The sequence below is a fragment of the Dellaglioa sp. CoH-55-MRSF-7 genome, assembly GCF_056782235.1.
Genome location: NZ_JBXAYI010000001.1, coordinates 232,965 through 258,670 on the forward strand (window position 1 = coordinate 232,965; position 25,706 = coordinate 258,670).

The window sequence follows — 25,706 nt, forward strand, 5'->3', positions numbered from 1 at the left end:
TTAACCGGTTGTCATTATCTTAAAATAAAAACGCACCTACTATGCCGTTTCTCCTTTATATAATTGTACCGGTAGTACTACTTGCATAGGTGTCTCTTTACCTTCTATTTTCTTCATTAAAATATCAATAGCTGCATCAGCCATCTGTTCAATTGGTTGAATAATTGTTGTTAGTTCTGGTTTAAATAATCGAACAACATCTGTCCCATCATAGCCAATAACAAGTAAATCTTCAGGTACTCGTTTGCCATATTCTCTAGCTATTTTTATGATCAAACTAGCGTCTGTATCATTCGAAGCAAAAATACCATCCACTCGTTTAAGATCCTCAAAAATTCTTTTAATAACTTTTGTTTTTTCTGTTTCTGTCCAATTAAAATCAATTGTATACGTTACGGCTGGCAACCCATGTTCACTCATAATTTTCTCGTATGCCCTACGTCTATCTCGAGCAGGCGTTTCTAAATCATAAGGTCCATTTGTATGTACAATTGAGGTTGCCCCATGTTCTAATAGCAATTCTGTTGCCATTTTACCGCCACTATAATTATCAGAAGAAACGACCGGAATATCACCATTCATAATTCTATCAATTGCGACAATTGGTAAATTTGTATTATGATATTCTTCAATTCCTTCATTATGTGCTCCAACAATTAGCCCATCAACTTGATTTGCCATTAGTTTACGTAAATAAGTCACTTCTTTTTCTGAATCATTTTTTGAGTTACCGATAAGAACCTTATAACCTCTATTAAAAAGTTTCGTTTCTAAATGGTAAGCTAATTGTCCAAAAAAAGGATTCGCAATGGTTGGGAAAATAAGCCCTATTAGTTTTGTTTCTTTATTAAATAATTGTCTTGCAACATCATTAGGCTGATAATGTAACTCTTTCACAGCATCACGAACCTTTTTAACTGTCTTTTCGCTAAGATAACCTCTATTGTTCAACACCCTAGATACAGTCGTTTTAGAAACGCCTGCCAATTCAGCGACATCATCAAGTTTTGGATTTTGCATTTTATTTGCTCCTAAGTCGTCTAATTTTAGTTAAATTGTTACCGCTTAACTTTTAGTACTCTTAGTTTACCATAAAATAAGCAAAACCATTATCCCCACCATTAACTTTTTAAGCTGCTTCTTTTTTAGCTAATTCTAATCTAACTTTATCTTCATTTCGTTCAAATTTACCATAGAAAAACATTGGAACTGCAGCAAGTATGAACAGCATGGCTGGAATCCAGATAAAACTTAAGTTAATGCCTAATAAAGATTGACTCGTTTGAGTGTGATTGGGTATATATCCAAAGAATTGCATTACTTGTGATGGAATAAATCCGCCAATCCCACTACCTGCTTTAACACAGAATGCACTTCCAATAGCTGTTAAAAAGCCACTGGCTCTGATTCCTGTTTTCCATTGACCAAAATCAACCGCATCAGCCAACATTAGGAATGGCATTGCAGCTGCAACACCCGTTCCAATTGATCCTAGGCAATATAAGATAACAACCCAAACTTGATTACTACCAACTGCTTGAAGCAACATGTTACAGATTGCTCCCATCAATAGTGCTCCAATTAGAACCGTTCTTTTATTTGTACGTTTAACAAGTAATGGAATTGATATCATCCCTATAACAGCAACAACAGATAAAGAACCAGCAACTGCGACTAATGATTTTGCATGGATATTATATTGAAAATAATAAATCATGCCTGAACTTCTAACAGTTGTTCCAATCCAATAGAATAAGTTGGAAATAACCAATAAAATCCAAGGCCAATTACTTTTTGTTGCTTTAACACTCTGTTTTAATGATATTGATTTCGTAATCGTTGTATTAATTTCTCGTAAATTTAAAAAGGCAATTAAAAAGGCAATAATGGAGATAATCCCTAAAATAATCATTGCATATGAGAATCCTTTACGATCATTTCCTTGCCCTAATATTTGAACTAATGGTAAAACAACACCATTAGCAACCAATAGACCAACATTTCCTCCAACCATTCGATATGAATTCAAAACCGTTCTTTGGTCTGAATCATTTGTTAAGTTAGGTAAAATCGACGTCATAGGGGTACTAATTCCGGTATATATAATTCCTGCAATGACGTAAACAACTGATGCATAGATAACTTTGGACGATCCCGATAAATTCGGTGTAGTAAATGTTAACCATGTAAAGAATGCAAATGGTACACATAACCACAAGAAATACGGCCGACTTTGTCCCCATTTTGTATGTGTATGATCAATTAAAAAGCCCCATATTGGTGCATCAAACATATCAACGCATCGTGTGACGAGCAAGATAGTTCCAGCTACACCAATCCCAATTCCAAAAACATCTGTATAAAAATATAACAAGTACGTACTAATACTTACAAATAGAATATTTCCGCCAAAATCTGTAAGTGAATAACTTAGTTTTCGAAAAAGAGGAATTTCTTCAACTTGATTTGTATCTACGTTTACTTTGTTTTCCATTCTATTTACCCCATTCTATTTGTTTAATAAATGTCCCATTTCACTAAAAAATAGCAATTGCCTGTACCTATAAACTCAACTTTTAGAAAGCGCTTTCTGAAAGAATAACCAAAGTATAACCTGTTTATATTTTTATGTCAACCGGTTGTCATTTGTTTTTTTATTAATCAAAAAGCATCTCATTTATTAATAAATGAGATGCTTTTTCTTTCTATAATAACTTTTAAAGACTTTCTCCATTTGTTTCAATTACATTTTTATACCAAGTAAATGAGTCTTTTTTATAACGTTTCATCGATCCATTGCCCTCATTATCACGATCAACATAAATCATACCATAACGCTTTTTCATCTCACCAGTTGTAAATGATACTAAATCAATAACACCCCATGGTGTATATCCTAAGACTTCAACACCATCATAATCAACTGCTTTTTCGATTGCTTCAATATGTTCTTTTAGATAACTTACACGTTCAGGATCATGAATTTCATGATTATCTTCAAGCTTGTCAATCGCGCCAAAACCATTTTCAACAATAAATAACGGTAACTGATAGCGATCATATAATCGATTTAACGTATATCGTAAACCATCGGGATCAATTGCCCAGCCCCAGTCACTAGATTTAATATACGGATTAGGAACCCCATTAGGTAGTCCACCATTCACAACATCACCTAAATGATCTGCTTCAGCATCTGCTTTAACAACTGTTGACATATAGTAACTGAATCCTAGATAATCAACTGTCCCTTTTTTCAATATCTCCATATCGCCTTCTTGAATCCCAACATCATAATTGTGACGTTCAAACTCTTTTAGTGCATAACGTGGGTATTCTCCACGAACATGAACATCTGGGAAAAAGAAGCGTTGATGCATTGCCTCTTCAGCAGCCATGATATCTTCCGGATCACATGAATAAGGATAAATTGGTACGTGTGATACCATGCATCCTATTTCAAAATCAGAATTAATTTTTTTACCAGCAATAACCGCCTTAGCGCTAGCCAAGAGTTCGTTATGTGCAACTCGATACATAATTTCTTTGGGATTTTCACCATCGTTCACAATAACTCCAGAATTAGTCCACAAAAAGATGGGGTTATTTGTATCCATTTGATTATTAATTTCATTAAATGTCATCCAATATTTTACTTTAGATTGATAACGTTTAAAGCAAACCGTAGCAAAATTTTCAAAAAAATCAATTAATTTACGATTTCTAAAACCACCATATTCTTTAGCTAAATGGAGTGGCATTTCAAAATGCGATAGGGTAATCACTGGTTGAATACCTTTTTTTAATAATTCATCAAAAACATCATCATAAAATTGTAATCCCGCTTCATTTGGTTCGCTTTCATCTCCCATTGGGAAAATACGTGACCACGCGATTGATGTTCGTAAGCACTTCAATCCCATTTCAGAGAAAAATTGAATATCTTCTTTGTAATGATGATAAAAATCAATTGCATCATGATTCGGATAAAATTTATCTGTTTCAATAGTTTCCGTAATTTCCCGCGGAACACCATTTGCTCCTGCAGTCATCACATCAATAACACTTGGCCCTTTTCCATCAACATTCCAGCCGCCTTCAAACTGATGAGCAGCCAAAGCGCCACCCCACAAAAAATCCTTCGGTAATTTAGACATTTTATTTTTCTCCTTTTGGAATTAATTCCATTATTGGTTCTCCATGGTGAATTTCATTTTGCGTATACGCAATAACATCTTCGTAATCATCTGAATTAGTCACAATTACAGGTGTTACTACTGAAAATCCTGATTCTTTTATCTTCTCTTGATCAAATTCAACAAGTAAATCACCCATTTTTACATAATCATGATTTTTAACTTGTGTTGCAAAATATTTTCCTTTTAATTCAACGATATCCATTCCAATATGAATTAAAACTTCTACACCATCTACAGATTTTAATCCAATCGCATGTTGTGTCTCTGTAGTCATGACAACCTGACCATCAAATGGTGCATATATTTTATTATCCGTTGGATTTACAGCAACACCTTTGCCCATTGCACCAGATGAAAATACTTCATCCTCTACTTCTGTTAACGCAATTACTTTCCCTGTTACAGGGCTATTAACAACGCCTGGTGCATTTATTACTGGCGTACTCATAACTGGTGCGACCTTAGCTGGTGCATCATCTAACTGTGCTTCCATTGTTGCGACTTCACTAACTGTTTCACCCGTACCAAAAATTTGAACAAGTAGAACTGAACCCACAATTGCTACAATACATCCAACAACCATACCAATAAATGAGTGTGGGTATTTAGGACTAATTGCATTTACAATGGTTAATAAACTTGGTAGTCCAGCATAAGCAAAATAATATGAATTAAAGAAACTTGTAATTAATGCACCAAACGCTCCTGAAATACAACCAAAGATAAATGGTTTTTTAAATCTTAATGTCACACCATAAATTGCTGGTTCTGTAATCCCAAATAATCCTGTAATAAATGCTGAAAGAGATATATTTTTTAATTCTCTGTTCTTAGACTTAATAAATACACCTAAAACAGCACCAACTTGTGCGACCACTGCAATTGTTTGAAAAGCCTGAAATGAGTCCATTCCATTCATTTTGAAATTGGCCATAACCATTGGCGTAACACCCCAATGGATACCAAAAATAACAAGTACTTGCCAGAAACCACCAATAATAACACCTGCTAAAGGTGGTGCAACTTTAACTAAATAATTATATCCTTTTGCGATTCCTTCAGCTCCAAGAGATGAAAGTGGTCCAATAATTAAGATTGTTAAAGGAACCATAATTAATAGACATAATAATGGAACAGCAAGTTCTTTAATAATGTCAGGTATCTTTTTACTCAAGAATCTTTCAAGATAAGAAAGAATCCAAACTAAAAATAATGGTGGCAATACTGATGATGTATAAACTGTTTGAGATAATGGAATACCCATAAAGTTAATACTTGTACCGCTAGCAATAGTTCCAGCCATCTCTGCCCATGTGGGACTAACTAATGCAGCACAACATGCAACAGCGATTAAACTGTTTGTTTTAAAATGTTTAGCTGCCGTTATGGCAATAAATATTGGTAAGAACGTAAATGGTGCCCAAGAAATAAAGCTTAAAACTTGATATGTACCACTTTTAGGAAAATTTGGCATAGCTAAAGTAATTAGAATTAAACTCCCTTGAATAATACCTGCCGCGGCCAATATGTAAACGAATGGGGCAAAAACCGCAGACATTGTTGCAATAACTCGATTCATTATACTTGTTTTTGGTGCTTCTACTTCCTCTACTTCTGAACTATCAATCATTGCTGAGAATGCATCATAAACATCCGCAACATGTGGTCCAATAACTACTTGGAATTGTCCACCACTTTCAACAACAGTGATAACGCCTGCCATTGCTGATATTTTTTCTTTAGCATCTGAAGGAACCTCATGTAGCACTAGTCGTAACCGTGTCGCACAATGCGTTGCTCCTGCTAAATTTTTTTCTCCACCAATTGCTTCTAAAATATCTGTAGCTAATTTTGTATAATCTCTAACCTTACTTGCCATATTTTTCTCCTCCTCAGATAAAAACGAATAAATAGAAAAAAATTGTAAACCCTTACAAATCTTTGTATATGTATATTTTAATTGTACGTGCACAATAAGTCAACACTTTTTTTGTAACCCTTTTCATCTAGATGTACAAGGCGGGAACAATGTTATACAATAAAGGATACATTATTTTAATGGAGGCATGAAATGTTAAAGTATCAAGAAATTGCTGATCAAATTGAGCTTGCAATTAAAAATAAAAATTTGAATCAAGGGACGCAACTCCCTAGTCTAAATGAACTTATTGCCAAATATGCCGTCAGTAAGACGACACTCGTTAAAGCTCTCACAACTTTAGAAGATAAGGGTATTATTTATCAAGTACAAGGTAGCGGAATTTTTGTTCGTCGTCAAAAAAGAGACGGTTACATCGCTCTAATGACGAACATGGGCTTTACAAAAGATTTAGAAAACAGTAAATTATCTACAAAAGTGATTGATTTAAAAGTTGAACTACCCAATGCTGATGTAGCCAGGGAATTAAATTGTGCTCCGGGTGAGGAAGTTTATTTAATAAAAAGAATTCGTTACATCGATAATCAAGTTCTCTGTATTGAGAGATCCTACTATCGAAAAAAACTTGTTCCTTATCTTAATCGCGAAATAATCAGTGAGTCTATTTTTAATTACTTGAAAGAAGTTTTAAAATTAAAAATAGGTTTCTCCGATAAATATTTACGTACAGACACCCTTAAAAAGACAGAATCAACCCTTTTAGAACTACCAGAAAATTCGCCTGGACTCTATATTGATGAACTTTTTTATACAGTAAGCGGTGAACCTTTTGATCTTTCTCAAACTATTTATAACTATAAACATGCTAACTTTTTTATTCAAAGTGGACAAAAATAAAACCATAATTAATAAATTAAAAACCTCAGGGCAATCACTTAAAAAGGTGATTACCCTGAGGTTTTTAATTTATTTCAAGATTCATTTAAAGAATTCTATTTAACTTCCATCTCTTTAATTTTATCGTTAATTTCTTTTTCAACTTTACGATGTTTGGGTGATAATCCTTCGGCAAAAAACAAGACACTACCGATTGCTAAGACATAAGTTAGGCCCATTGTAGAACTGTTCCAGAAAGATGCTCCATAATAAAGAATGCTGCGAGCACCATCATACAAGAAACGCATTGGTAACCATGGAAGAACCCAATCTTGGTAGAATTGAGGTACTAATGGTTGTGCCATTGCCAATAAAGGAATTGAGAAAAATAGTAAGAGGACAAATATAATTACCCCTGGGAAACCAATCCATGTCAATACCCCTGAGAATAACATTATAAAAGCAAAACTTGTAAATGATAAGAACGATGCAATTGTTATAAAATGTGTAAAATCAAATCCTAAAATCCATGTCGCATACGTAGCTGTTGCAAATCCAGTTAAAATTGCAAGTGCTACAGCTGAGATAATGAATGATGATTTAAATGAAAACTTGTGTTTCATTGATTTAAATTCTCTTGAATCTCCAGCGTAGAATAATAATAAACTAATAACCATGCTTGCAATCCAGACGGGTTGGAAGAACGAACTATTCGCTGATGTTAATCCAGCGGTTGAATGTCTAACGGTTGTTTTTACAGTGATTGGGTTATTTAACTTCAATGCAGTCACAGCGGGGACACTCATATTGGCTTTTGCCATATTTGTTAAAATTCCGGCTGAAATACCACCACCAATTTTTGTAACTATTGTTGATAGTGTCGAACCTAAAGTCGTTGACAATGTAGCATTTTTTGCTTCATTTGTTACAACAGTTACATTTGTAACATCTTTTGTTGTTGGATCAGCTAATTTTCCAATTGATGCCGAGAAATCTTTTGGAATTACAATAGCCGCATAATAATGTTGTTTATCCATTGCACTCTTAAGTGCCTTATCACTCTTAACGATATGCCAATCTAACGCCTTATTTTTGCTTCTAGTTAGATTTTCAACGATTTTGTTACCTTGCTTACCACTATCTTCATTAACAATGGCAACAGGTACATCTTTGAGCTCTGATTTTACAGATGGGATTTGCATCACCACCATAATAAATGTAAGTAATACCGAAACTAAAATGGCGAAACCTAAAAATTTATTTTTAAACATAATCATATTCCTCTTTTCTTTTTGAGTGAGCACTCAATCAATTACAAATACGATTATAACCTATCCACAAGTTTAGTCAACCCTAACTTTTAAATATAAACTATCAAAATAATAAGTTTGTCTTTTGTCATCGCTATCAATTGTGTCATAATAGGGCTATAAATAGGATGGTGAATATTATTAAAAATTCTGAATTAAAATTATATGCCAACTCGGATTTATTTAGAGATATAACAGATAAACAAAAACAAATTTTAATCGCCGCAATTGAATTATTCTCAGAAAAAGGCTATGCAAATACAAGTACAAAAGAAATTGCAAAAAAAGCTGGCGTGGCTGAAGGTAATATTTTTAGTAAATATAACAATAAACAAGGCTTACTTAACGCCATTATTGCCCCTGTCATTAAATCCATCTTACCTTCTGCAATGCACGACTTATTAGACGAGTCCATTGATCATTCAAATTTAACTTTGGATTCATTAATTCGTCCTTTGTTAAAAAATAGAATTATTTTTTTGCAAGAAAATGCTAAAGTTCTTAAAATTTTCATTTCTGAACTACTTTATGATAAATCGGTTGTTAAACAGTTATTAGAAAATATTCCCGCCCCATACTGGACGGCACTCAATTCAACTATTGATACACTAAAAGAAAAAAAACTAATTGTCAGTTGGGATAATCTCGAAATTCTTAAGGTTATTTGGTCAACTATAGGTGGTATTGTACTTGGTTATCTTCTTTTTGATCAATCGTTAACAAAAGAAAGTATTGAACATTCAGCAGATGCTCTGATAAACGCACTTAGTGTTTGATAAAAATAAATAATTAAAAATACCCATCGAGTAAACAAGTTACTGTAAAACCTTGTTTACTCGATGGGTATTTTTAATTCAAAGCAGATTATTCATACTAACTAATCTTTTTAATTACGCAGGAATACTATTAATAAATGTTTCTACTTCTTGTTTCGTTTTACGATTTTTATTAACTAAACGTCCTGTTTCTTTACCATTTTCATATGCAATAAAACTTGGAATACCGAAGACACTTAACTCAACAGCTAAGTCCATATTTTCATCTCGATCGACAGCTAAGAATGTGTATTCAGTATATTCTGATTCAATATTAGGCATTTCAGGTTTAATAAAAGCACAATCTGGGCACCATGTTGCAGAAAAAAATAGGATATACTTTCCATCTTTAATTTTATCCATTAATTCACTTACCGTTGTTTCTTTTTCTATACTTTTCATTTTTGCTACCTCCACTAATATGCTTACTTTTTATAAGTATATATCAGATTAGCCATTTTCAATTAAAATATGCTTGCTTATTTATTTTTATCTCTGATTAGTTTAGCTTCTTTATTACCTATATATAGGCTGTATGCAGAATACAATAATACTACAATAACAATCCATTGAATCACACTTGTATTAATATTCTTAACTAAAAGTACCGCAACTAAAACACCTATAATACCAAAAACAGAAAATAAGGTTATTTTTCTAGAATATTGATTGAGTTTTATAAATTGCATACTTCCTATTGGTAAAGAAAATGCACATCCCCCCATCATAATTGGAAATGCAGCAATCGGATCCATTCCCATCGCATAGACAGTTGCCATTGTTAATGAAAATGAGCCTATTCCAATATTATTTAATGCGCCATAAATAAATAATAAAAATCCTGTTACAACTAATTTCCAGCCAAATAGTTCGGTAGCGGTCCCACTAGCAGTGATTAGGCCTAATTTACCAGCGATGATTAACGCGGTTGCAACAAGTAATCCAACGATAACAAATGATCTAATACTATTTTCAGGTAATCTAACAACAAATCTCGGACCAATATAAGCACCCAGCACTTGGCAAATAATACAGACTAGTAACGTCTTAGTACCAACATTGATACTTGTAATATACGCCAGCGACATGACAAATATTGGAATAACATCTTGCGCATTTAACGTACCTGGTAATTTTTTCATAGAAACCCAATTAGCTTTCTGGTATATTGCTGTTGATATGGCAAAATCTGAAATTCCAAAAGTAGAAAAGAAAAAAATAACAATCTGCGATATTGGTGTCCATACTGAACTGGCCGGTTCTTTCATGAAGTCTGATTTATGTCTCATTAAATCACGCATAAAATAACAGATAAATATAAAATTAATAACAATAATTGCCGCAATCAACGTCTTTTGCATGATTAAATCTCCTAGTTAAATGAATCATAATAGTACAGTTTAACTCAATTTATTCCTAGATAAAATAGTCTATATTAATTTTTCTATTTTATACTATATAATTAGTCCTTTAAAGTCTAAAATTAGAAATATAAGGTATGCTACTGTTAATTGTTTATATAATTTATAAAAGGAGATGCACTATGCTAACAGACTTTTTTGCTTATAATTCATTTAGTCATTTGAAACTAAAGGTAGATTCATTGATTCCATATGGTTTTACAAAAACAGCAGAAGAAATCTATAATTATCAAGTTTCAATTCTTAATAATCAATTTATACTAACCGTCTCAATTTCCCCCTCTGAAAAAATTAATACTACTATTATTGATGCTCTAACTAAAGAAGAATATACACTTTATAAAAATCAGTCTGCAACAGGATCATTTGTCAGTTCAATCAGAAAATCAGTGATTGAACAACTGGATTTAATTGTTGCTAGTTGTTTTGAAACTACTCCAGTATTCCAAACTGCTGATTCACAATCTATCATTAATTATGTACAAGAACATTATCAGACCAATCTAGAATTCCTCTGGAAACAGTTTCCAAATGACGCTGTTTTACGTCGATCAGATTCTAAAAAATGGTATGCCGCTTTAATGAAAATTCCAGCAACTAAAATAGGCTTGGATTCCGAGAAATTAGTTGAAATACTTAATATTCGAATGGATCCTGACCTGCTCATCAATAAAATAGACAAAAATCAAATTTTTCCAGGGTACCATATGAATAAAAAACACTGGGTTTCAATTTTATTAAATGGCCAAAATAATTTAGACACTGTTTATTCTTATATTGATACTAGCTATGGACTAGCTAAATAAAAGGCGAACTAAAAAAATCCATTCTAATAGTCAACAAAATTTGAACTTGTTTACTTAGAATGAATTTTCGCTTATCATTAAACACTTGTACTTTTTTAGTATATACGTAGCTTTGTAGCTCAATTTTATCTACTTATTAATATTTTCTTTAAATAGGTTGTATATATCATCAACTGTATTCGATTTTTTTAATTCTTCCACAAATGAGTCATGGACAAGTAATTTCGATGTATTTGATAAATACTGTAAATGCTTTCCATCATCTTTTTCTGGAATTAGAAATGAGATAACTGTATCTACTGGCTGATTATCAAATGTTTCCCATTCAATAGGCTCACGTAATTTAACAATTAGCATTGCTGATTTATTAATCGATTCATCCTGTGCATGAGGTATCGCAATGCCTTTTTCCATCCCTGTCGTTCCCTCAGACTCACGAATCTTATACTTATTTAAAATATAACTTTCATTATTCGTATATCCTAATTTTTTAGCAAAATTTGCTAAAAAATGTAAGAGTTCTTCTTTATCAGAAACGGCTACGTTCAATTCAATGTTTTTTCTTTTCAATATATTATCGAATTCATTTTCATTCATTTTTATATCATTATCTTGCTCTTGTTCAAAGTTGGTATTACTACCTACATTCATCACTAAACTATTATTTTTTTTAGCTTGGCGACCAGCAATAGCGGCTAGTAAGACAGCAGATACAAGTGATCCAATAATAATCCATAATACCCACAGTAATGGTTTATTCACTAACGGTAATACAATAAATCCACCATGTGGAGCCGGTACACTAATTCTAGTTACATAGGTTAAAATCGCAGCAATCGAAGAACCAACCATAAATGCAGGAATATTTAGTAGCGGATTCTTTGCCGCAAATGGAATTGCACCTTCTGTAATATGAGTTGATCCTAATAAAAAGTTAACGTAACCTGCGCTGCGCTCTTTATCTGAGTATGCTTTTTTGTTGAACAGTACAGCAAACCCTGTTGCCAATGGTGGCGCAATACACGCTGCAGAAACTCCTGCCATAAAGAAATAATTTCCCTGTGCTAAAAGAGCTGTTCCGGTTAAATATGCTGCTTTATTAATTGGCCCACCCATATCTGAAGCACACATAATTCCAACAACTAATCCTAATAGAATGGGACTTGAATTTTCTAAACCCTTTAAAAACGTCATCATTCCTTCATTAATTGTTGCCATTGGAACTGATAGATACCAAATAATAGAGCCTGATAAAAATACTCCAATTACAGGTAAAATAAAAATGGCTTTCAGTCCATCTAATGATTTAGGTAGTTTTTTTAATAAGAACTGTAATATTAAAATCGTATACCCTGCTAAAAATCCACCAATTATTCCACCTAAAAATCCCGTTCCATTTGTATATGCTATCATTCCCGTTACAAATCCAACTATCAATCCAGGTCTTTTACCAATAGCCTCAGCTATATAGGCACATAGAATTGGAACCATAAGATTCATTGCAAATCCGCCAATAGTGTTCAATAAATGTGCTATATCGTTATATTGAGGGCTTTTTATGTCTGCTGAATTAATTCCCCAAAAAAATGATACGGCTGTTAACACTCCCCCAGCAACTACTATTGGTAACATATGTGACACTCCATTCATCACGTACACATACATTTTGTGCCAAAATGAGCCAGATAAATTTACTGTTTCTTCATTCGATGAAATTTTTGCTCCTTTTCGATGATAGGTAGGTAAATTATCATCTGTCAATATTTGATCAATTAATACATCTGCCTCTTTCATACCTTTCGTAACTGACACATTTATCATTTTTTTACCATCGAATCGATCAATATCTACATCTTTATCTGACGCAATTATTACACCATCAGCATCATCAATTTCTTGTTGTGAAAACGCATTTTCTATACCACTTTGACCATGAGTTTCAACTTTAATTGATATACCTCTTTTTTTAGCGGCTTGTTCTAAGGCCTCTTGCGCCATGTATGTATGCGCAATTCCTGTTGGACATCCAGTAGCTGCAATTATTTTATATTTTGTCATCTTAATTCCTCCTTAATATTAGATATTTTTACCTGCTTAGTCAGCTCTTTTACATTCGAAAAATCTGTTAACCCTTTTGAAAATGCCGTTGAACTCGCGGCTGCTATACTTTCTCTAAATACTTCTTCTATTTTTTTGTCCCCTATCGCTACCCCTGCTAAAAAAGTTCCCAACATGGTGTCGCCGGCCCCAGCCGTGTTAACAACGGTTCCTTTAGGGACAGTTCCATATAACACAACCTCTTTATTTATAAACATTGCACCACCGCCACCCAATGATAATAAAATATTTTGTGCACCCAATTTAATTAATTCTTTTGAATAAGTTATCAATTCATGTTGAGATAGTTTATGTTCTACGCCAAACCAACTCATTAATTCTTCATCATTTGGTTTTAAAATATAAGGATTATATTTCAATGTATCCAGTACGGTTTGATAACTAGTATCCAAAACTAGCTTATATCCTTTTTCCTGCGCCTGCTTTGCGATACTAATTAAAATTTCTTCAGAGATTCCGTCAGATAAACTACCAGATACAACTAATGTATCCTTTTCATCTAAATTTTGAATCTTATCCATGAACTGATTTATTTCATCATCACTAACATGTGGACCTTTATTTACTAATTTATACTCCGTATCTTGCTGAATTACTCTTGTAAAAACATTAATTCGTGTATTAGCATCGATATGTACAAAATCAGTTTTTATATTGCACCTTGCCAACTCAGACTCAATATACGCATTAGTAAATCCTCCACCAACTCCAATAGCAGTACTTTCTACGCCTTTCTTTTTTAGAATAAAACTAACATTAACTCCTTTACCATTCGCTTGTATTTCATAATTTTCCGTTCTATTAACAATATTTTTTTTCATTTCATCGGTTTGGATAAAAAGATCAATAGCTGGATTCAATGTACATGTATATATCATAATTTTTACCCCTTTCTTCTACCTACCAATACTACATCTGACAGAAATGAAAAGGTTTTCAATATATGATTTTGTATGCTACAATTGAAAATAAACAAACAATCAAGGTGAGGTGACCAGTAATGTCTCTTAGTAACTCCGAAAAGATTCTTTGGCAAGTCATTCAAGATAACCTAGAAGATATTCCGATATTAACAATAACCAACCTTAGCGATTTAGCTCATGTATCAACCGCTACAGTCGTACGAACGCTCAAAAAAAAAGGCTACAGCGGTTATATGGATTTTAAACAATCTATAATTACTAAAGAAAAAGAAAAAAAATATAAGAATATTCAGAATATGGATCACGATATCCAACAAGTCATTATGAAGAATGAACATGAACTTAATAACACACTACGTATGCTTGACGTTAATACCATAGAAAAAACAGTTCAAAAAATTAAACGTTCAAAAAAAATATACATTTTCTCAAGGGGTTTTTCTGAATTAATTGCAATTGAAATGCTAACAAAATTTGAATTATTAAATAAAAATTGTGTCAGTTTTACGGATCCCAATATTATTAAACAAATTAGTCACAGGATTACATATAATAATATTTTAATTATTATTTCATTGAACGGAACTACTGCAGAACTCCTTGAAGGTGCTAAAAATACGTATAAAAATGGAGCCGATATTATTGTATTAACAACCAACAAATTAAGTCCACTTATTAAATATTCAGATTCCGTGTTTATCGGATTTAAATCTGAAATTTCATATTTCCCTGAATTTGAAGTTAAATCTCGTTTACCATTACAGGTAATGAGCCGTATACTTTTAGATTCTTATGCAATTCGAACAAAGAAAGCTAGCAAATAAATTTATTTCACTTCTACTTTTTTTCATTACTAAATCATTAAAAATAAAGAGGCTAAACATGACGTTTAGCCTCTTTATTTTACTATTTTAATACCTTATCAAACCACGATGTAGCAGTACTTTCAAGAACGACATTTAAATCTTCAATATTCTTTTTACCAACTGTGTTCATCCATTCTTTACCTTTTTCTTCACCATCTTTAGCAAATGGTTCGATACCTTTGCTCCATGTTGCACGTCCACAAAGTACACCATTAAATGTTGATTTTGCTTCATGAGCAAATACTAAAGTATCTTGGAATAATTGTGCCGATACACCACCACTTAAGAAAATAAATGGTAATTTGGTTGCATCACTTTGTTCTTTAAATATATCTAATGCTTCTGTCTTAGAATATACCACCTCATTATCGTCGTTAAACCCTTCCACATAATCCATATTGACTGGCACTTCTACTTTAAGTACATCTACTTTATATTCAGGTTTAGAAAATTCTTTCATCATTTCAATAACTTTATGAGGTTTTACTTTAGCATACTCTGAACCTTTAACATCGTCATTAGTTGCATCATAAGAAACCAATTCTAAAAATAATGGCATATCTTCTGCAGCACATTCTGAACCAAGACGCTCCATATATGCATGTTTCATATTATTAATCTCAGCATTTTCGTCTATATCATAATAAAGTAAGAATTTAATAGCGTCAGCGCCCTCTTCTTTAAGACGACGAACTGACCAATCTGGTAATAAGTCAGGTAAGCGACCTGGGGTAGTAACATCATAACCCGTTTTTTCGTATGCAACTAGTAATCCAGTACTTGCATTACGGACCTTTGCTGCTGGAAGACCATATTCTGGATCAAGTAATATTGCTGAAGCGTATGGTGTTAATTCTGATGAAATTACTTTTTTAAATTCAACGATATCTTCTTCATTTGCTGGCTTATTTGCTGCTGCTGCCAACATTTTTTTTAAAGATCCTCGTTGATCAATTGCTAATGCTGCAATTACGCCTTTTTCATTTGAAAGTGCTTTAAGTCCTGCCAATTTATTTGGTGTCATTTTTATTCCGTCCTTTATTATTTTTTTACTTCTCTCATCCACTTATAATTCTATCTTTGAAGAATATGAAAAGGTTTTTAAAATTTCATTTTTTACATACCAATTAAAAATAACTTAACAATCATAAATACCGTTTACTCCGACTAGCTCTTAATAAAGAATCAGTTAATATCATTTTTTATATTTTAAAGTACCATTTAAATATGTTTCCTCAAAATTTAAATCATGATCTAAAACAATGAAGTCAGCATCTCTACCTGCCGCAATACTTCCGCACTTATCATCAATTCCAACGCTTCTAGCGGGCACATAACTAGCCATTTGGATTGCTTCTTCAGGAGTAGAAATATTCCAATCAACAACATTTTTAACTGCTTCCATTAATTTTAAGACACTACCAGCTAAACTTCCTGACTCTAACCTTGCGGCGCCATCTTTAACAACAACTGGGAACTCACCTAATGTATAATTTCCATCAGGCATTGCACCAGCACGCATACAATCAGTTACTAATACAATGTGGTCTGCTCCTTTAACGTTAATTAAAATTTTAGCAGATGCCGGATTAACATGTTGACCATCACAAATTAGTTCATCATAGACACTACTTAATGACATTGCTGCGCCAACCATCCCTGGCTCTCTATGATTAAGTGGGCTCATTCCGTTATACGTATGAACGAAAATAGATGCACCAGATTCTACTGCAGATTTAGCTTGATCAAACGTAGCATCACTATGCCCCAATGCTACTTTGACCCCTTGTTTAGTTAAGGCCTCAGTAAATTCTTTAACACCCTTTCGCTCAGGTGCAATCGCAATTTTTCGAATAAGTCCATGCGCTAATTTTTGCCAATGCTCAAAAATATCTATACTTGGATCTAAAAAGTATTTAGGATTTTGCGCACCTTTGTGTTTTTCAGTAAAAAATGGACCCTCAAAAAAGATACCCTGTATTTTTGCACCACGTACTTCACCATGACGCTTACCAAAGTCAGAAATAACTTCGTTCAACGTTTCTGGAGCTGCCGTCAATGTTGTCGGCAGAAATGAAGTAACGCCACATTCTAATAAACCTTCAGACATCATTTTTGCGCCCTCAAAATCGTTATCCATCACATCATATCCCTTTAAACCATGGACATGTGTATCTACAAGCCCTGGTGCAATCCATTTACCCGTATATTCTTTGATATCACCATCAGGTTTTTCTTGTTGATAATCACCAAATTTACCATCAATAATTGCCAAGTACCCTTCATTTTCAACCGTGTTTTTCAAGAAAAACTTATCTGCATGAATATAATATATTTCCACCAGTAATGCCTCCTATATTATTTTTGTTAAAAAGAAACTAGCCCATTATCCATAGTCTAGTTCCGCAGGCCTCTTCTAGAATAACTTGAAGAATGCACCTACTAAGCCAACAACTACTGTGAGCCCAATCAACATCAATGGAGATTTACCTTTTTTCAACATCCAGTAACAGAAGAATGTATAAAGAAGCGGTAATAATGCCGGCATCACTTTATCAATAACACCTTTTTGTAAATCAATATCAATTTTCCCAGCATGAATCACAACACCAAATTTAAAGTTAACGTATGTTGCAACCAAGGCTCCAACAACAGTTAATCCAACTATCGACGCAGCACGTGATATTTTTTTTGTATTTTCCTTCATACTCGAAATAGCACGAGTACCAGTTCTATACCCATAATTCATTAACCAGAATAGTAACCCAAAATGCACTGCATTAAAGACAACAAGGAATAAGATCGGTCCAAGTGGATTTCCATTCATTGATAATGAAACCCCAACTCCGGCTGTAATAGGTAGCAACGTTAACCAGAACATCGCATCCCCAATACCACCTAAAGGTCCCATCATTGCTACTTTGATACCACGAATAGTTGATCTATTTTCTTTATTTTCTTCCATTGCTAAAATAACACCTTGAACAAATGTTACTAAAAATGGATGTGTATTAAAAAATTGTAAATGATCAAGCATTGCATATGAGAAATCTTCTTTATCTTTATGAATTTTTTTCAATCCAGGAATTAAACTATAAGTCCACCCACCACCTTGCATACGTTCATAATTAAATGAAGCCTGTAAAAGTAGTGAACGCCAAACCATTTTGTTTAAATCTTTTTTTGTAATTACCTTTTCAACAGTAGGATCGTTATAAGTATCTGGGATCACAACATCATTGCGATCAAATTTCTTTTTAGATGCCATCACTATAGTCCTCCTCTTCATTAACTGTTACGGTTGCTACTTTTTTTCCACCATTATCAGATTTTGCTCCACCAATAAAGAAATCATAAGCAGCGATTGAAATACCAATGATTGCGACTCCTAAGATTGGTAAGTTACCATATGCTGCAACAACAAATCCAATTGCGAAGAATGGTGCGTACGCTGTCTTCCACATAATTTTTAACAACATGGCAAATCCAACAGCTGGCATAATACCACCGGCCGTACTTAATCCTGTTAAGATCCATGCAGGAACGGCTTCAACCATTCCTTGCGCTTTACTTGCACCGAGGAAGATTGGTAAGAACGCCATAATGAAGTAGAAAACAAACAAGATTAGCGGACCCATGTAGTTCAATCGATCAATTTTCTTATCATTACCTTCCATCGCGTATTCATCCATTTTATGCATAACTGGTGAGTAAGCTGTAAATAGTAATGTAACTAAACCTTGTACGGCAACTGCAAATGGTACGGCAATACCAACTGCTAATGTTGGTGTTTGATGAGCAATAATTGCAAATGCGGTTCCCATAATTCCACCAATAACAACATTAGGTGGCTGTGCTCCAGCAAGTGGAACCATTCCAGCCCAAACTAATTCTAATGTACCACCAACAATTAAGCCGGTTTGAAAATCTCCTAATATTAGACCAACTACTGCACCAGTAACGATTGGTCTATGAATATGTGTTAAACCACTATACATATCGATACCGGCAATACCAGCCCATAGTCCAATTAATAACGCTTGTACTAACATATAAATTTCCTCCTTTTTATTATTATATTTACGTTTTTAATATTCTTTCAGTAAGCGCATCATATCTGATGCCTTTTCATTCGGAATACCTTGAACCTCTAGTTCAACACCCAAATCATGCATTTTATTGAATGCTTGAACATCGGTATCATCGACTGAGATAGTTGCCGATAATTGTTTCTTCCCTTCTGAAAAATGTAAATTACCAATATTTACTTTCTTAATTGGGACACCTCCTTCAATAATTTTAGCCATGTCTTCTGGCGTACGAACAACTAATAATATTTTTTGTTTATCCGAGGCTTTACCAATAATACGAATCGTTTTTTTAATATCGAAAAAGCGGATTCCAACAGTTTCAGGAATAACCATCTCCATTAAACTTTGCTGTACATCATCTTTAGAAACCTCATCATTCGCAACTACAACTAGATTAGCGTCAATCGTATTAACCCATGTCATACCAACCTGTCCATGAACAAGTCTGTTATCAATTCTTGCAAGTAAAATGTTTGGTGTTGTCATAATAAATTCCTCCTTGAAATTTTTATTTATAGGCATGTAAAGTTACACCTTTAACTACACGATTTACGGTACCGCTTGGTGAAGGTGTATCTGGTGTGTTTCCCACTTTTACTGAACTTAATAATGAAATAGTTTGCGCATACATAACATCAGCAAGAGCCAGATATCCTTCTGGTAAAAGGGCATCTCCTGATTCAAATGTGAAACGATCACCACTAAAGTTATTCTGTCCCTCAATATCAATCCCAATTACTTTAGCGGCAATTTTATCTCCACTCACTTCTTCTAAAATATCAATATCGTATTGACGTGTATATTCTTGATTGTTAACAAATACAAAAACTAATGTTTTCTCGTTGACGAACGATTTAGGTCCATGTCGGAACCCCATTGAAGAATCAAACATTGTTGTTAGCTTACCTGCCGTTAGTTCAAGAATTTTCAACTGTGCCTCTCTTGTTAATCCCGATAAACTTCCGGACCCAAGATAGACAACCCGATCAAATTCCATATCAATAACAGCTTTTATTTCAGCTTCACGTTTAATCACTTCATGACCCATTGCAATAATAGTCTCAACATATTTTTCTTTAATATCCTTACGTGTTGTATCAAAAATTAATAACGCTGAGAGTGACATACAACTGTATGATCCAGTCATTGCAAATCCCTTATCATTAGACAGCGCAGGCATCATCAATAACAAATTACGTTCGTCATCTTTTGTACCAACAGCAAGTTTCCCTTCCGGAGCACAAGTAATTGTAATTTGATATAAATTTTTAATTATTTTTCTTGAAATTTCAACAGCGGCAACACTTTCAGGACTATTACCACTCCTAGCAAACGAAACTAAAATAGTCGTAGCATCTGGTACTAAATAATCATATGGTGCAGATACGATATCGGTTGTTGGAATACTTTCAAACTGATAATTTGCACGATCCCCGTGGTTACTTAAGTATGGTGTTACAGTATCACCAACATAAGCGGATGTTCCTGCTCCTGTAAAAATGACCCGAATCAACCCGTTCGAGGTAGATTTAACTGATTTTAAAAATGTCTTTATTTCGTCTGACTTTTCACTAAAATTATTAAATGCCTCAGTCCAAAGTTCAGGTTGTTGTTTAATTTCACCTGTTGTAATATTTGCGCCCATTATTTCCAACTCTTTTTCATTCTTCTCAAACATATTAAGCTCTCCTTTAGATGCCATTATCATCTATTTCTACTCTTTTTTTTGTTTCAAATTGCATAATACCTTTTTTACCAGCATCCAGTGCTTTCTCCATAAACGCGCTCATGTTCAAATCCCGGTTAAATAACATATCTAATAACATCGGTATATTCGATCCTGTTAAAACGCTTACATTATTATGCAGTAATTTTATTTTAACTGCTTCATTAAATGGTGTTCCTCCAGGAATATCAGTAAAGAAAACTATTCCATCTAAGCCGTTTAATTTGTTAAGCGCTTTCATATAGTCGCCGCTTAAATCTTCCGCGGTCATTCCTTGTATAAAATCACAAAGAATAAAATTTTCTTGTTGTCCGGCAATAAGTTCAATATTTGATCCCATTCCAGTTGCAAAGTTCCCATGTCCAGCTACTACCATACCAATCATATAATTATCCTCCCTTATTTATTGTGTCGAATATGATAAGTAAATTTATCACCCCTCGCAATACTCAACGTAAATTCAATTACTTCATTTTTTGTGTTATACGTCGTTCGCTCTAATTTAAGAACAGGTGCACCTTCATAAAAATTTAATAAAGTTGCATCATTGCCTGCCATAACACCTGCTGTTAAAGATTCATCAGCCGTTTTTACAATCTGGTTATAATCATCTAAAAAAATGACATACATCGCTTGCTTATTTAATGTCTCCACAGTTAAAGAGGGAAATTTAGCATACGGTAAGTAAGTTCTCTCTAACATCATTGGTTCATCTGATGCAAGTCTTAATCGTTTTAATTTAATTACCTTGGTACCAACTTCAACTTTTAAACCTTGAGCAATAAACTCATTAGCACTAATAACATCAAAGCTAATTATTTTACTACTCGGTTCTTTATCAAGGGAAACCATTTGTTCTGTAAAACTAAACGTTCCCCCTAAATCAGTCTTAATTTTAGCGATATTCGACACAAATGTTCCTTTACCATGTTGGCGATATACATAACCCATTAGTTCTAACTCATTTAGTGCTGTTCGGACAGTCGTACGACTCATATCGTAAGCAATAGATAAATCACGTTCAGACGGTAATTTATCATTCACCTTTAGATTCTTTTCAATTTCTTCTTTTAGCGTATCTACTAATTGATCATAGAGTGGACGCTCATAATTACCGTTTAACATTACTTTTCCCCCAAGTGGTTACTACCACATACATAATATATTATTTTTAAAACTCTTTGTCAATAGTTATTTTTATATTAACTATTATTAAATCATTTGTATTTTCAACATTGGTACCTACCATTAATCATGTTTTTTAATTCCCCCCTTCTAAAGTAATCATATTTCACTTTAAAGTTATAGATTATTAGCGACACACTACTTCGCTGTATAAAATTATCGTGACCGATATGACTTGCTTTCTAATTATATCAATTAAGCATAACTTTTATTTATTAGATTCTAAACTCATATAAATTCTTTCTACAATAAATACGTAAGGGTACTAAAAAGTTACTTTAGTCTAAATAATATACATCTAAAATAAAACGTTTACATTTTAGTAAAAGTTTAGTAAAATGTAGTTGTTAACTAAAAGAATGCGTTTTCACGTTTATTATTTTTATGTTTTGCTATTATGAATAACAATTTCTTTTACCAAAAATCTATTATATAGGAAGAGGTCATTAGAATGGATACAAATAAATTAACGATTGATGCCGAACGATTTGCAGCTGCAATTATTGCCGGAAATCCTAAGCAAACAAATGAAGATAACAAGATATATATTAAACGTCAATTGACGTTATACCTTGAATCAGTTTTGTTAGTTAATGATTTTAATTCTTTAGAAGAAAACCAATTAGGTTCTGCTAAAGAAAAACAACGTCAAGCAATTTTAGATAAGATTATCGAACACAGATATAACTAATTTTAACTACACTCGAAAGGAATTAAACTAATGAAAAATTCTAAAGATTTTAAACAATATGCTTCATATGCCTTTGGTGCATTTGGACATGATGCCTTTTATGCAACACTTAGCACTTATTTTATGATTTTTATTACAAGTCAATTATTCGTTACAAAGGATGCTGGTTTCAACGCTAAAATGATTGGTTACGTCACAACTATGATGGTTGTTATTCGAATTGTTGAGATCTTTTTTGATCCTTTAATTGGTGGCGTTATTGATAATACTCGTACTCGTTGGGGGAACTTTAAACCATGGTTACTAATCGGTTCAATTGTCAGTTCAATTGGATTAATCCTTATTTTCACTGATTTTGGTGGTTTAGCTACAAGCAATCCTTATCTTTACTTAATTCTTTTTGCCATTGTTTATATCATTCTAGATAGTTTCTATTCATTTAAAGATATTTCATTCTGGTCAATGTTACCAGCTCTAAGTGTCGAATCAGAAAAACGGACTAAATTTGGAACAATTGCTCGTTTTGGTTCAACATTAGGTGCTCAAGGTGTTATTATCGTTATCGTCCCAATCGTTGTCTTCTTTTCAAAAATGTTCTCAGGTACAACTGGTAATACACAAACAAAAGCAGGTTGGTTAGGTTTTGCTATTGTTATCGGTTTGGTTTCATTCTTAGGTGCTTTAGCAACTATTTTAGGAACTAAGATTGAAAAAAATGCAATTCGTGAAAATACTGAAAAAGTTCGTTTCCGTGATGTTTTCAAAGTTATCGGTAAAAATGATCAGTTAATGTGGTTATCATTATCATATTTCCTTTTCGCTTTTAGTTATGTTATTACAAATTCACTTTTGATTTACTACTTCAATTATGTTTTAGGTAGTGCAGCTGCATTTACTACTGTTGGTGTTCTAACAGCAGTCTTAGGAATTATTTCAGTTTCATTGTTCCCAACTTTAGTTGCATTGGTTCATCGTCGTGCTATCTACCTTGGCGGAATCGCTGTCATGCTATTGGGTTACATTCTCTTCCTATTTGCTGGTACTAACCTTGTTGTTGTCTTAATTGCTGTTGGCTTATTCTTCTTCCCATATCCACTTGTTTTCTTAGCAGCATTGATGACAATTACGGATAGTGTTGAATACGGTCAATTAAAGAGTGGAACACGTAATGAATCTGTTACTTTAGCAGTTCGTCCTTTGTTGGATAAATTAGCTGGTGCCTTCGCTAATGGTGTTGTTGGTTTTGCCGCAATCCAAGCTGGTATGACAGGTAGTGCTAAACCAAGCGATATTACAAACAGTGGTTTACTACAATTCAGAATGTACATGTTCTTCGTTCCAATGGCCTTAATAATTGTTGCTGCTCTTATCTTTATGTCAAAAATTAAATTGACTGAAGCTAAACATGCTGAAATCGTTACAGAATTAAAAAAGAAATTAGATTAATATAATTAAAAAAACAGCGATCAGATAAAATCTGGTCGCTGTTTTGCTGTCTAATCGTTAAGTCCTTTACCATCAAGAATTTTCGGAATATATTTAATAATTCTAGCCTCACGCGTTTCTGTTTTTTTAGCATCTGCAAAATAACGTGCATACGTTTTTTGACGTCCAAGCGTTAACGTTTCAAAAAATTCTTCCAATTCTGGCATTTCATTCATTTTTTTCTGGAATTCCACTGGCAACACTAATTCAGTTGGTTTACCCTTAGGAACCTTTAACCCAGCCTTTTCTGCATTAATTGCTTGTTGAATGTAATCACTTATCTCTACTTTTAAATCAGTAACATCTTTTAAGCTATGAAATCTAATTTGGCGACCAACCTCAGTATGTTCGCCCGTTGGAACTAAAATACCCTTACCATCATCAATCAGAGTTCCTTTTAAGAAAAGTAATGCCATATACTCTTTAAATCCTTGAATTAAGACAATATTTTTACCATTTAGTGTATAACAAGGTTTGCCCCATTTAAATTCTTCAGTCAGTCCCGTTTCGAGTGCAAGTTCTCTTAACTGTGTCATTTCTTCTTTCCATTGTGTTGCTTTTTCTAAGTGTAAATCAACTTTTGGATTCTTTTTAATTTCTGTCATTGTCTTAACCCCTTTATTTTATAATCTTTTTTCTGGATTTAATTGTAGCCCAATCAATGAACATAACAAGAAAAATGCAGCTAATAATATCGTTTTAGTTCCCATTATCGGTACCATAGCACCCATAGAAATTGCGCCAAAAAGAAATGCTAAGACGACACCCAACATCCGCCAACCTTTAGCCATTGCGATTATATTACCTTTAACAATTCCGTCATAAAAACTTTCAGCCATTGTCCTCAAATTACCCGTCATCATAAATGACGTAAAAGGTCCTCCGTTGATTTGTCTAAATTCTTGAAGTTGAGCTGCTGCAACCATTGAAATGATTCCTGTAGATAACTGTGCTGGCCAATTTCTTGGAATAAATGCAACAATAATTAAAAGGATCGTCTCAATACCGATAACAAATCGTTGTCGTTTATTAATTGAATCTTCTTCTTTAAATCGATGTTGCAGATTTCTAGTTATAATAATACCAATCATAAAAGCAAAAATTGGAATCAGATGATCGAATATGGCCCCCCATTTCATTTGGCCCATATCAATACCTAATATAATTAAATTTCCGGTTTGCATACCAGCGAAAACACCATCATGTACGATATAGGTATACGCATCAAATCCCCCGCCGGCAAATATTAATCCAGCGAACAGTACCCTATCCAATAGTGACATTGGTTTTTTCATCAAATCCTTCTTTCAGATTG

At 33.4% G+C, this 25,706-nt stretch carries 25 protein-coding genes; 6 read left to right on the plus strand and 19 right to left on the minus strand.

What is annotated here, in order from left to right; genetic code table 11:
* Positions 1-39 precede the first annotated feature (39 nt).
* The 4 genes from AC1RPU_RS01050 to AC1RPU_RS01065 form a co-directional block, all read right to left on the minus strand.
* On the minus strand, positions 40-1,020 hold the full coding sequence (locus AC1RPU_RS01050; protein ID WP_481761016.1) for a LacI family DNA-binding transcriptional regulator: 981 nt from the start codon (positions 1,018-1,020) through the stop codon (positions 40-42).
* A 109-nt stretch (positions 1,021-1,129) separates the two neighbouring features.
* Entirely contained in the window at positions 1,130-2,494 is a 1,365-nt protein-coding gene (locus tag AC1RPU_RS01055) for an MFS transporter (RefSeq protein ID WP_481761017.1), read from the minus strand.
* Between the two features lie 223 nt (positions 2,495-2,717).
* Positions 2,718-4,157 (minus strand): 6-phospho-beta-glucosidase, encoded by a 1,440-nt coding sequence (locus AC1RPU_RS01060; RefSeq protein WP_481761018.1) that lies wholly within the window; start codon positions 4,155-4,157, stop codon positions 2,718-2,720.
* A gap of 1 nt (position 4,158) precedes the next feature.
* Entirely contained in the window at positions 4,159-6,078 is a 1,920-nt protein-coding gene (locus tag AC1RPU_RS01065) for a beta-glucoside-specific PTS transporter subunit IIABC (protein WP_481761019.1), read from the minus strand.
* A gap of 192 nt (positions 6,079-6,270) precedes the next feature.
* On the opposite strand from AC1RPU_RS01065, the gene AC1RPU_RS01070 reads away from it, so the two are divergent.
* Positions 6,271-6,975 (plus strand): GntR family transcriptional regulator, encoded by a 705-nt coding sequence (locus tag AC1RPU_RS01070; RefSeq protein WP_481761020.1) that lies wholly within the window; start codon positions 6,271-6,273, stop codon positions 6,973-6,975.
* A 95-nt stretch (positions 6,976-7,070) separates the two neighbouring features.
* On the opposite strand, the gene AC1RPU_RS01075 is transcribed toward AC1RPU_RS01070, so the two are convergent.
* Complete coding sequence (locus AC1RPU_RS01075; RefSeq protein ID WP_481761021.1) at positions 7,071-8,225, minus strand: YhgE/Pip domain-containing protein; 1,155 nt, start codon at positions 8,223-8,225, stop codon at positions 7,071-7,073.
* 167 nt (positions 8,226-8,392) lie between these two features.
* Between AC1RPU_RS01075 and AC1RPU_RS01080 the strand changes: the two genes are divergently transcribed.
* Positions 8,393-9,040, plus strand: a complete 648-nt coding sequence (locus AC1RPU_RS01080; protein ID WP_481761022.1) for a TetR/AcrR family transcriptional regulator — start codon at positions 8,393-8,395, stop codon at positions 9,038-9,040.
* 114 nt (positions 9,041-9,154) lie between these two features.
* Here the strand turns inward: AC1RPU_RS01080 and AC1RPU_RS01085 are convergent, their stop codons facing one another.
* Together AC1RPU_RS01085 and AC1RPU_RS01090 are read right to left on the minus strand one after the other, a co-directional pair.
* Positions 9,155-9,481, minus strand: a complete 327-nt coding sequence (locus tag AC1RPU_RS01085; RefSeq protein WP_481761023.1) for a thioredoxin family protein — start codon at positions 9,479-9,481, stop codon at positions 9,155-9,157.
* 77 nt (positions 9,482-9,558) lie between these two features.
* Positions 9,559-10,440 (minus strand): sulfite exporter TauE/SafE family protein, encoded by an 882-nt coding sequence (locus AC1RPU_RS01090; protein ID WP_481761024.1) that lies wholly within the window; start codon positions 10,438-10,440, stop codon positions 9,559-9,561.
* Between the two features lie 182 nt (positions 10,441-10,622).
* On the opposite strand from AC1RPU_RS01090, the gene AC1RPU_RS01095 reads away from it, so the two are divergent.
* Positions 10,623-11,306 (plus strand): MmcQ/YjbR family DNA-binding protein, encoded by a 684-nt coding sequence (locus AC1RPU_RS01095; protein ID WP_481761025.1) that lies wholly within the window; start codon positions 10,623-10,625, stop codon positions 11,304-11,306.
* 129 nt (positions 11,307-11,435) lie between these two features.
* On the opposite strand, the gene AC1RPU_RS01100 is transcribed toward AC1RPU_RS01095, so the two are convergent.
* The gene (locus AC1RPU_RS01100; protein WP_481761026.1) at positions 11,436-13,364 is read right to left on the minus strand and encodes a fructose-specific PTS transporter subunit EIIC; all 1,929 of its coding nucleotides are present in this window, start codon (positions 13,362-13,364) and stop codon (positions 11,436-11,438) included.
* Complete coding sequence (gene pfkB / locus AC1RPU_RS01105; RefSeq protein ID WP_481761027.1) at positions 13,361-14,302, minus strand: 1-phosphofructokinase; 942 nt, start codon at positions 14,300-14,302, stop codon at positions 13,361-13,363. Before pfkB ends, AC1RPU_RS01100 begins: the two co-directional genes overlap by 4 nt.
* Positions 14,303-14,424: 122 nt before the next feature.
* Here pfkB and AC1RPU_RS01110 point away from each other — a divergent pair, with 122 nt between their 5' ends.
* On the plus strand, positions 14,425-15,171 hold the full coding sequence (locus AC1RPU_RS01110) for a MurR/RpiR family transcriptional regulator (protein ID WP_481761028.1): 747 nt from the start codon (positions 14,425-14,427) through the stop codon (positions 15,169-15,171).
* An 82-nt stretch (positions 15,172-15,253) separates the two neighbouring features.
* Here the strand turns inward: AC1RPU_RS01110 and lacD are convergent, their stop codons facing one another.
* The 8 genes from lacD to AC1RPU_RS01150 form a co-directional block, all read right to left on the minus strand.
* Entirely contained in the window at positions 15,254-16,237 is a 984-nt protein-coding gene (lacD, locus tag AC1RPU_RS01115) for a tagatose-bisphosphate aldolase (RefSeq protein WP_481761029.1), read from the minus strand.
* Positions 16,238-16,408: 171 nt separating this feature from the next.
* Positions 16,409-17,554, minus strand: coding sequence for an N-acetylglucosamine-6-phosphate deacetylase (gene nagA, locus AC1RPU_RS01120; protein ID WP_481761030.1), 1,146 nt, complete (start codon positions 17,552-17,554; stop codon positions 16,409-16,411).
* A gap of 75 nt (positions 17,555-17,629) precedes the next feature.
* Complete coding sequence (locus tag AC1RPU_RS01125) at positions 17,630-18,481, minus strand: PTS system mannose/fructose/sorbose family transporter subunit IID (RefSeq protein ID WP_481761031.1); 852 nt, start codon at positions 18,479-18,481, stop codon at positions 17,630-17,632.
* Positions 18,471-19,265 carry a PTS N-acetylgalactosamine transporter subunit IIC gene (agaW, locus tag AC1RPU_RS01130; RefSeq protein ID WP_481761032.1) on the minus strand — a complete coding sequence of 265 codons (795 nt, stop codon included), beginning with the start codon at positions 19,263-19,265 and terminating at the stop codon, positions 18,471-18,473. Before agaW ends, AC1RPU_RS01125 begins: the two co-directional genes overlap by 11 nt.
* A 36-nt stretch (positions 19,266-19,301) precedes the next feature.
* Positions 19,302-19,790: a PTS N-acetylgalactosamine transporter subunit IIB gene (gene agaV, locus AC1RPU_RS01135; protein WP_481761033.1), complete on the minus strand. Its 489-nt coding sequence runs from the start codon at positions 19,788-19,790 to the stop codon at positions 19,302-19,304.
* Positions 19,791-19,812: 22 nt separating this feature from the next.
* Entirely contained in the window at positions 19,813-20,982 is a 1,170-nt protein-coding gene (locus AC1RPU_RS01140) for an AgaS family sugar isomerase (protein ID WP_481761034.1), read from the minus strand.
* 13 nt (positions 20,983-20,995) lie between these two features.
* Entirely contained in the window at positions 20,996-21,415 is a 420-nt protein-coding gene (agaF, locus tag AC1RPU_RS01145) for a PTS galactosamine/N-acetylgalactosamine transporter subunit IIA (RefSeq protein ID WP_481761035.1), read from the minus strand.
* 14 nt (positions 21,416-21,429) lie between these two features.
* The gene (locus AC1RPU_RS01150) at positions 21,430-22,155 is read right to left on the minus strand and encodes a GntR family transcriptional regulator (RefSeq protein WP_481761036.1); all 726 of its coding nucleotides are present in this window, start codon (positions 22,153-22,155) and stop codon (positions 21,430-21,432) included.
* Positions 22,156-22,666: 511 nt separating this feature from the next.
* Here AC1RPU_RS01150 and AC1RPU_RS01155 point away from each other — a divergent pair.
* Complete coding sequence (locus AC1RPU_RS01155) at positions 22,667-22,906, plus strand: hypothetical protein (protein ID WP_409021786.1); 240 nt, start codon at positions 22,667-22,669, stop codon at positions 22,904-22,906.
* A gap of 30 nt (positions 22,907-22,936) precedes the next feature.
* The gene (locus AC1RPU_RS01160) at positions 22,937-24,352 is read left to right on the plus strand and encodes a glycoside-pentoside-hexuronide (GPH):cation symporter (protein WP_481761037.1); all 1,416 of its coding nucleotides are present in this window, start codon (positions 22,937-22,939) and stop codon (positions 24,350-24,352) included.
* Positions 24,353-24,402: 50 nt separating this feature from the next.
* Here the strand turns inward: AC1RPU_RS01160 and AC1RPU_RS01165 are convergent, their stop codons facing one another.
* Both AC1RPU_RS01165 and AC1RPU_RS01170 read right to left on the minus strand, forming a co-directional pair.
* Positions 24,403-24,996 (minus strand): YdeI/OmpD-associated family protein, encoded by a 594-nt coding sequence (locus tag AC1RPU_RS01165; protein WP_481761038.1) that lies wholly within the window; start codon positions 24,994-24,996, stop codon positions 24,403-24,405.
* Between the two features lie 18 nt (positions 24,997-25,014).
* Positions 25,015-25,686: a YoaK family protein gene (locus AC1RPU_RS01170; protein ID WP_481761039.1), complete on the minus strand. Its 672-nt coding sequence runs from the start codon at positions 25,684-25,686 to the stop codon at positions 25,015-25,017.
* Between the last annotated feature and the right edge of the window lie 20 nt (positions 25,687-25,706).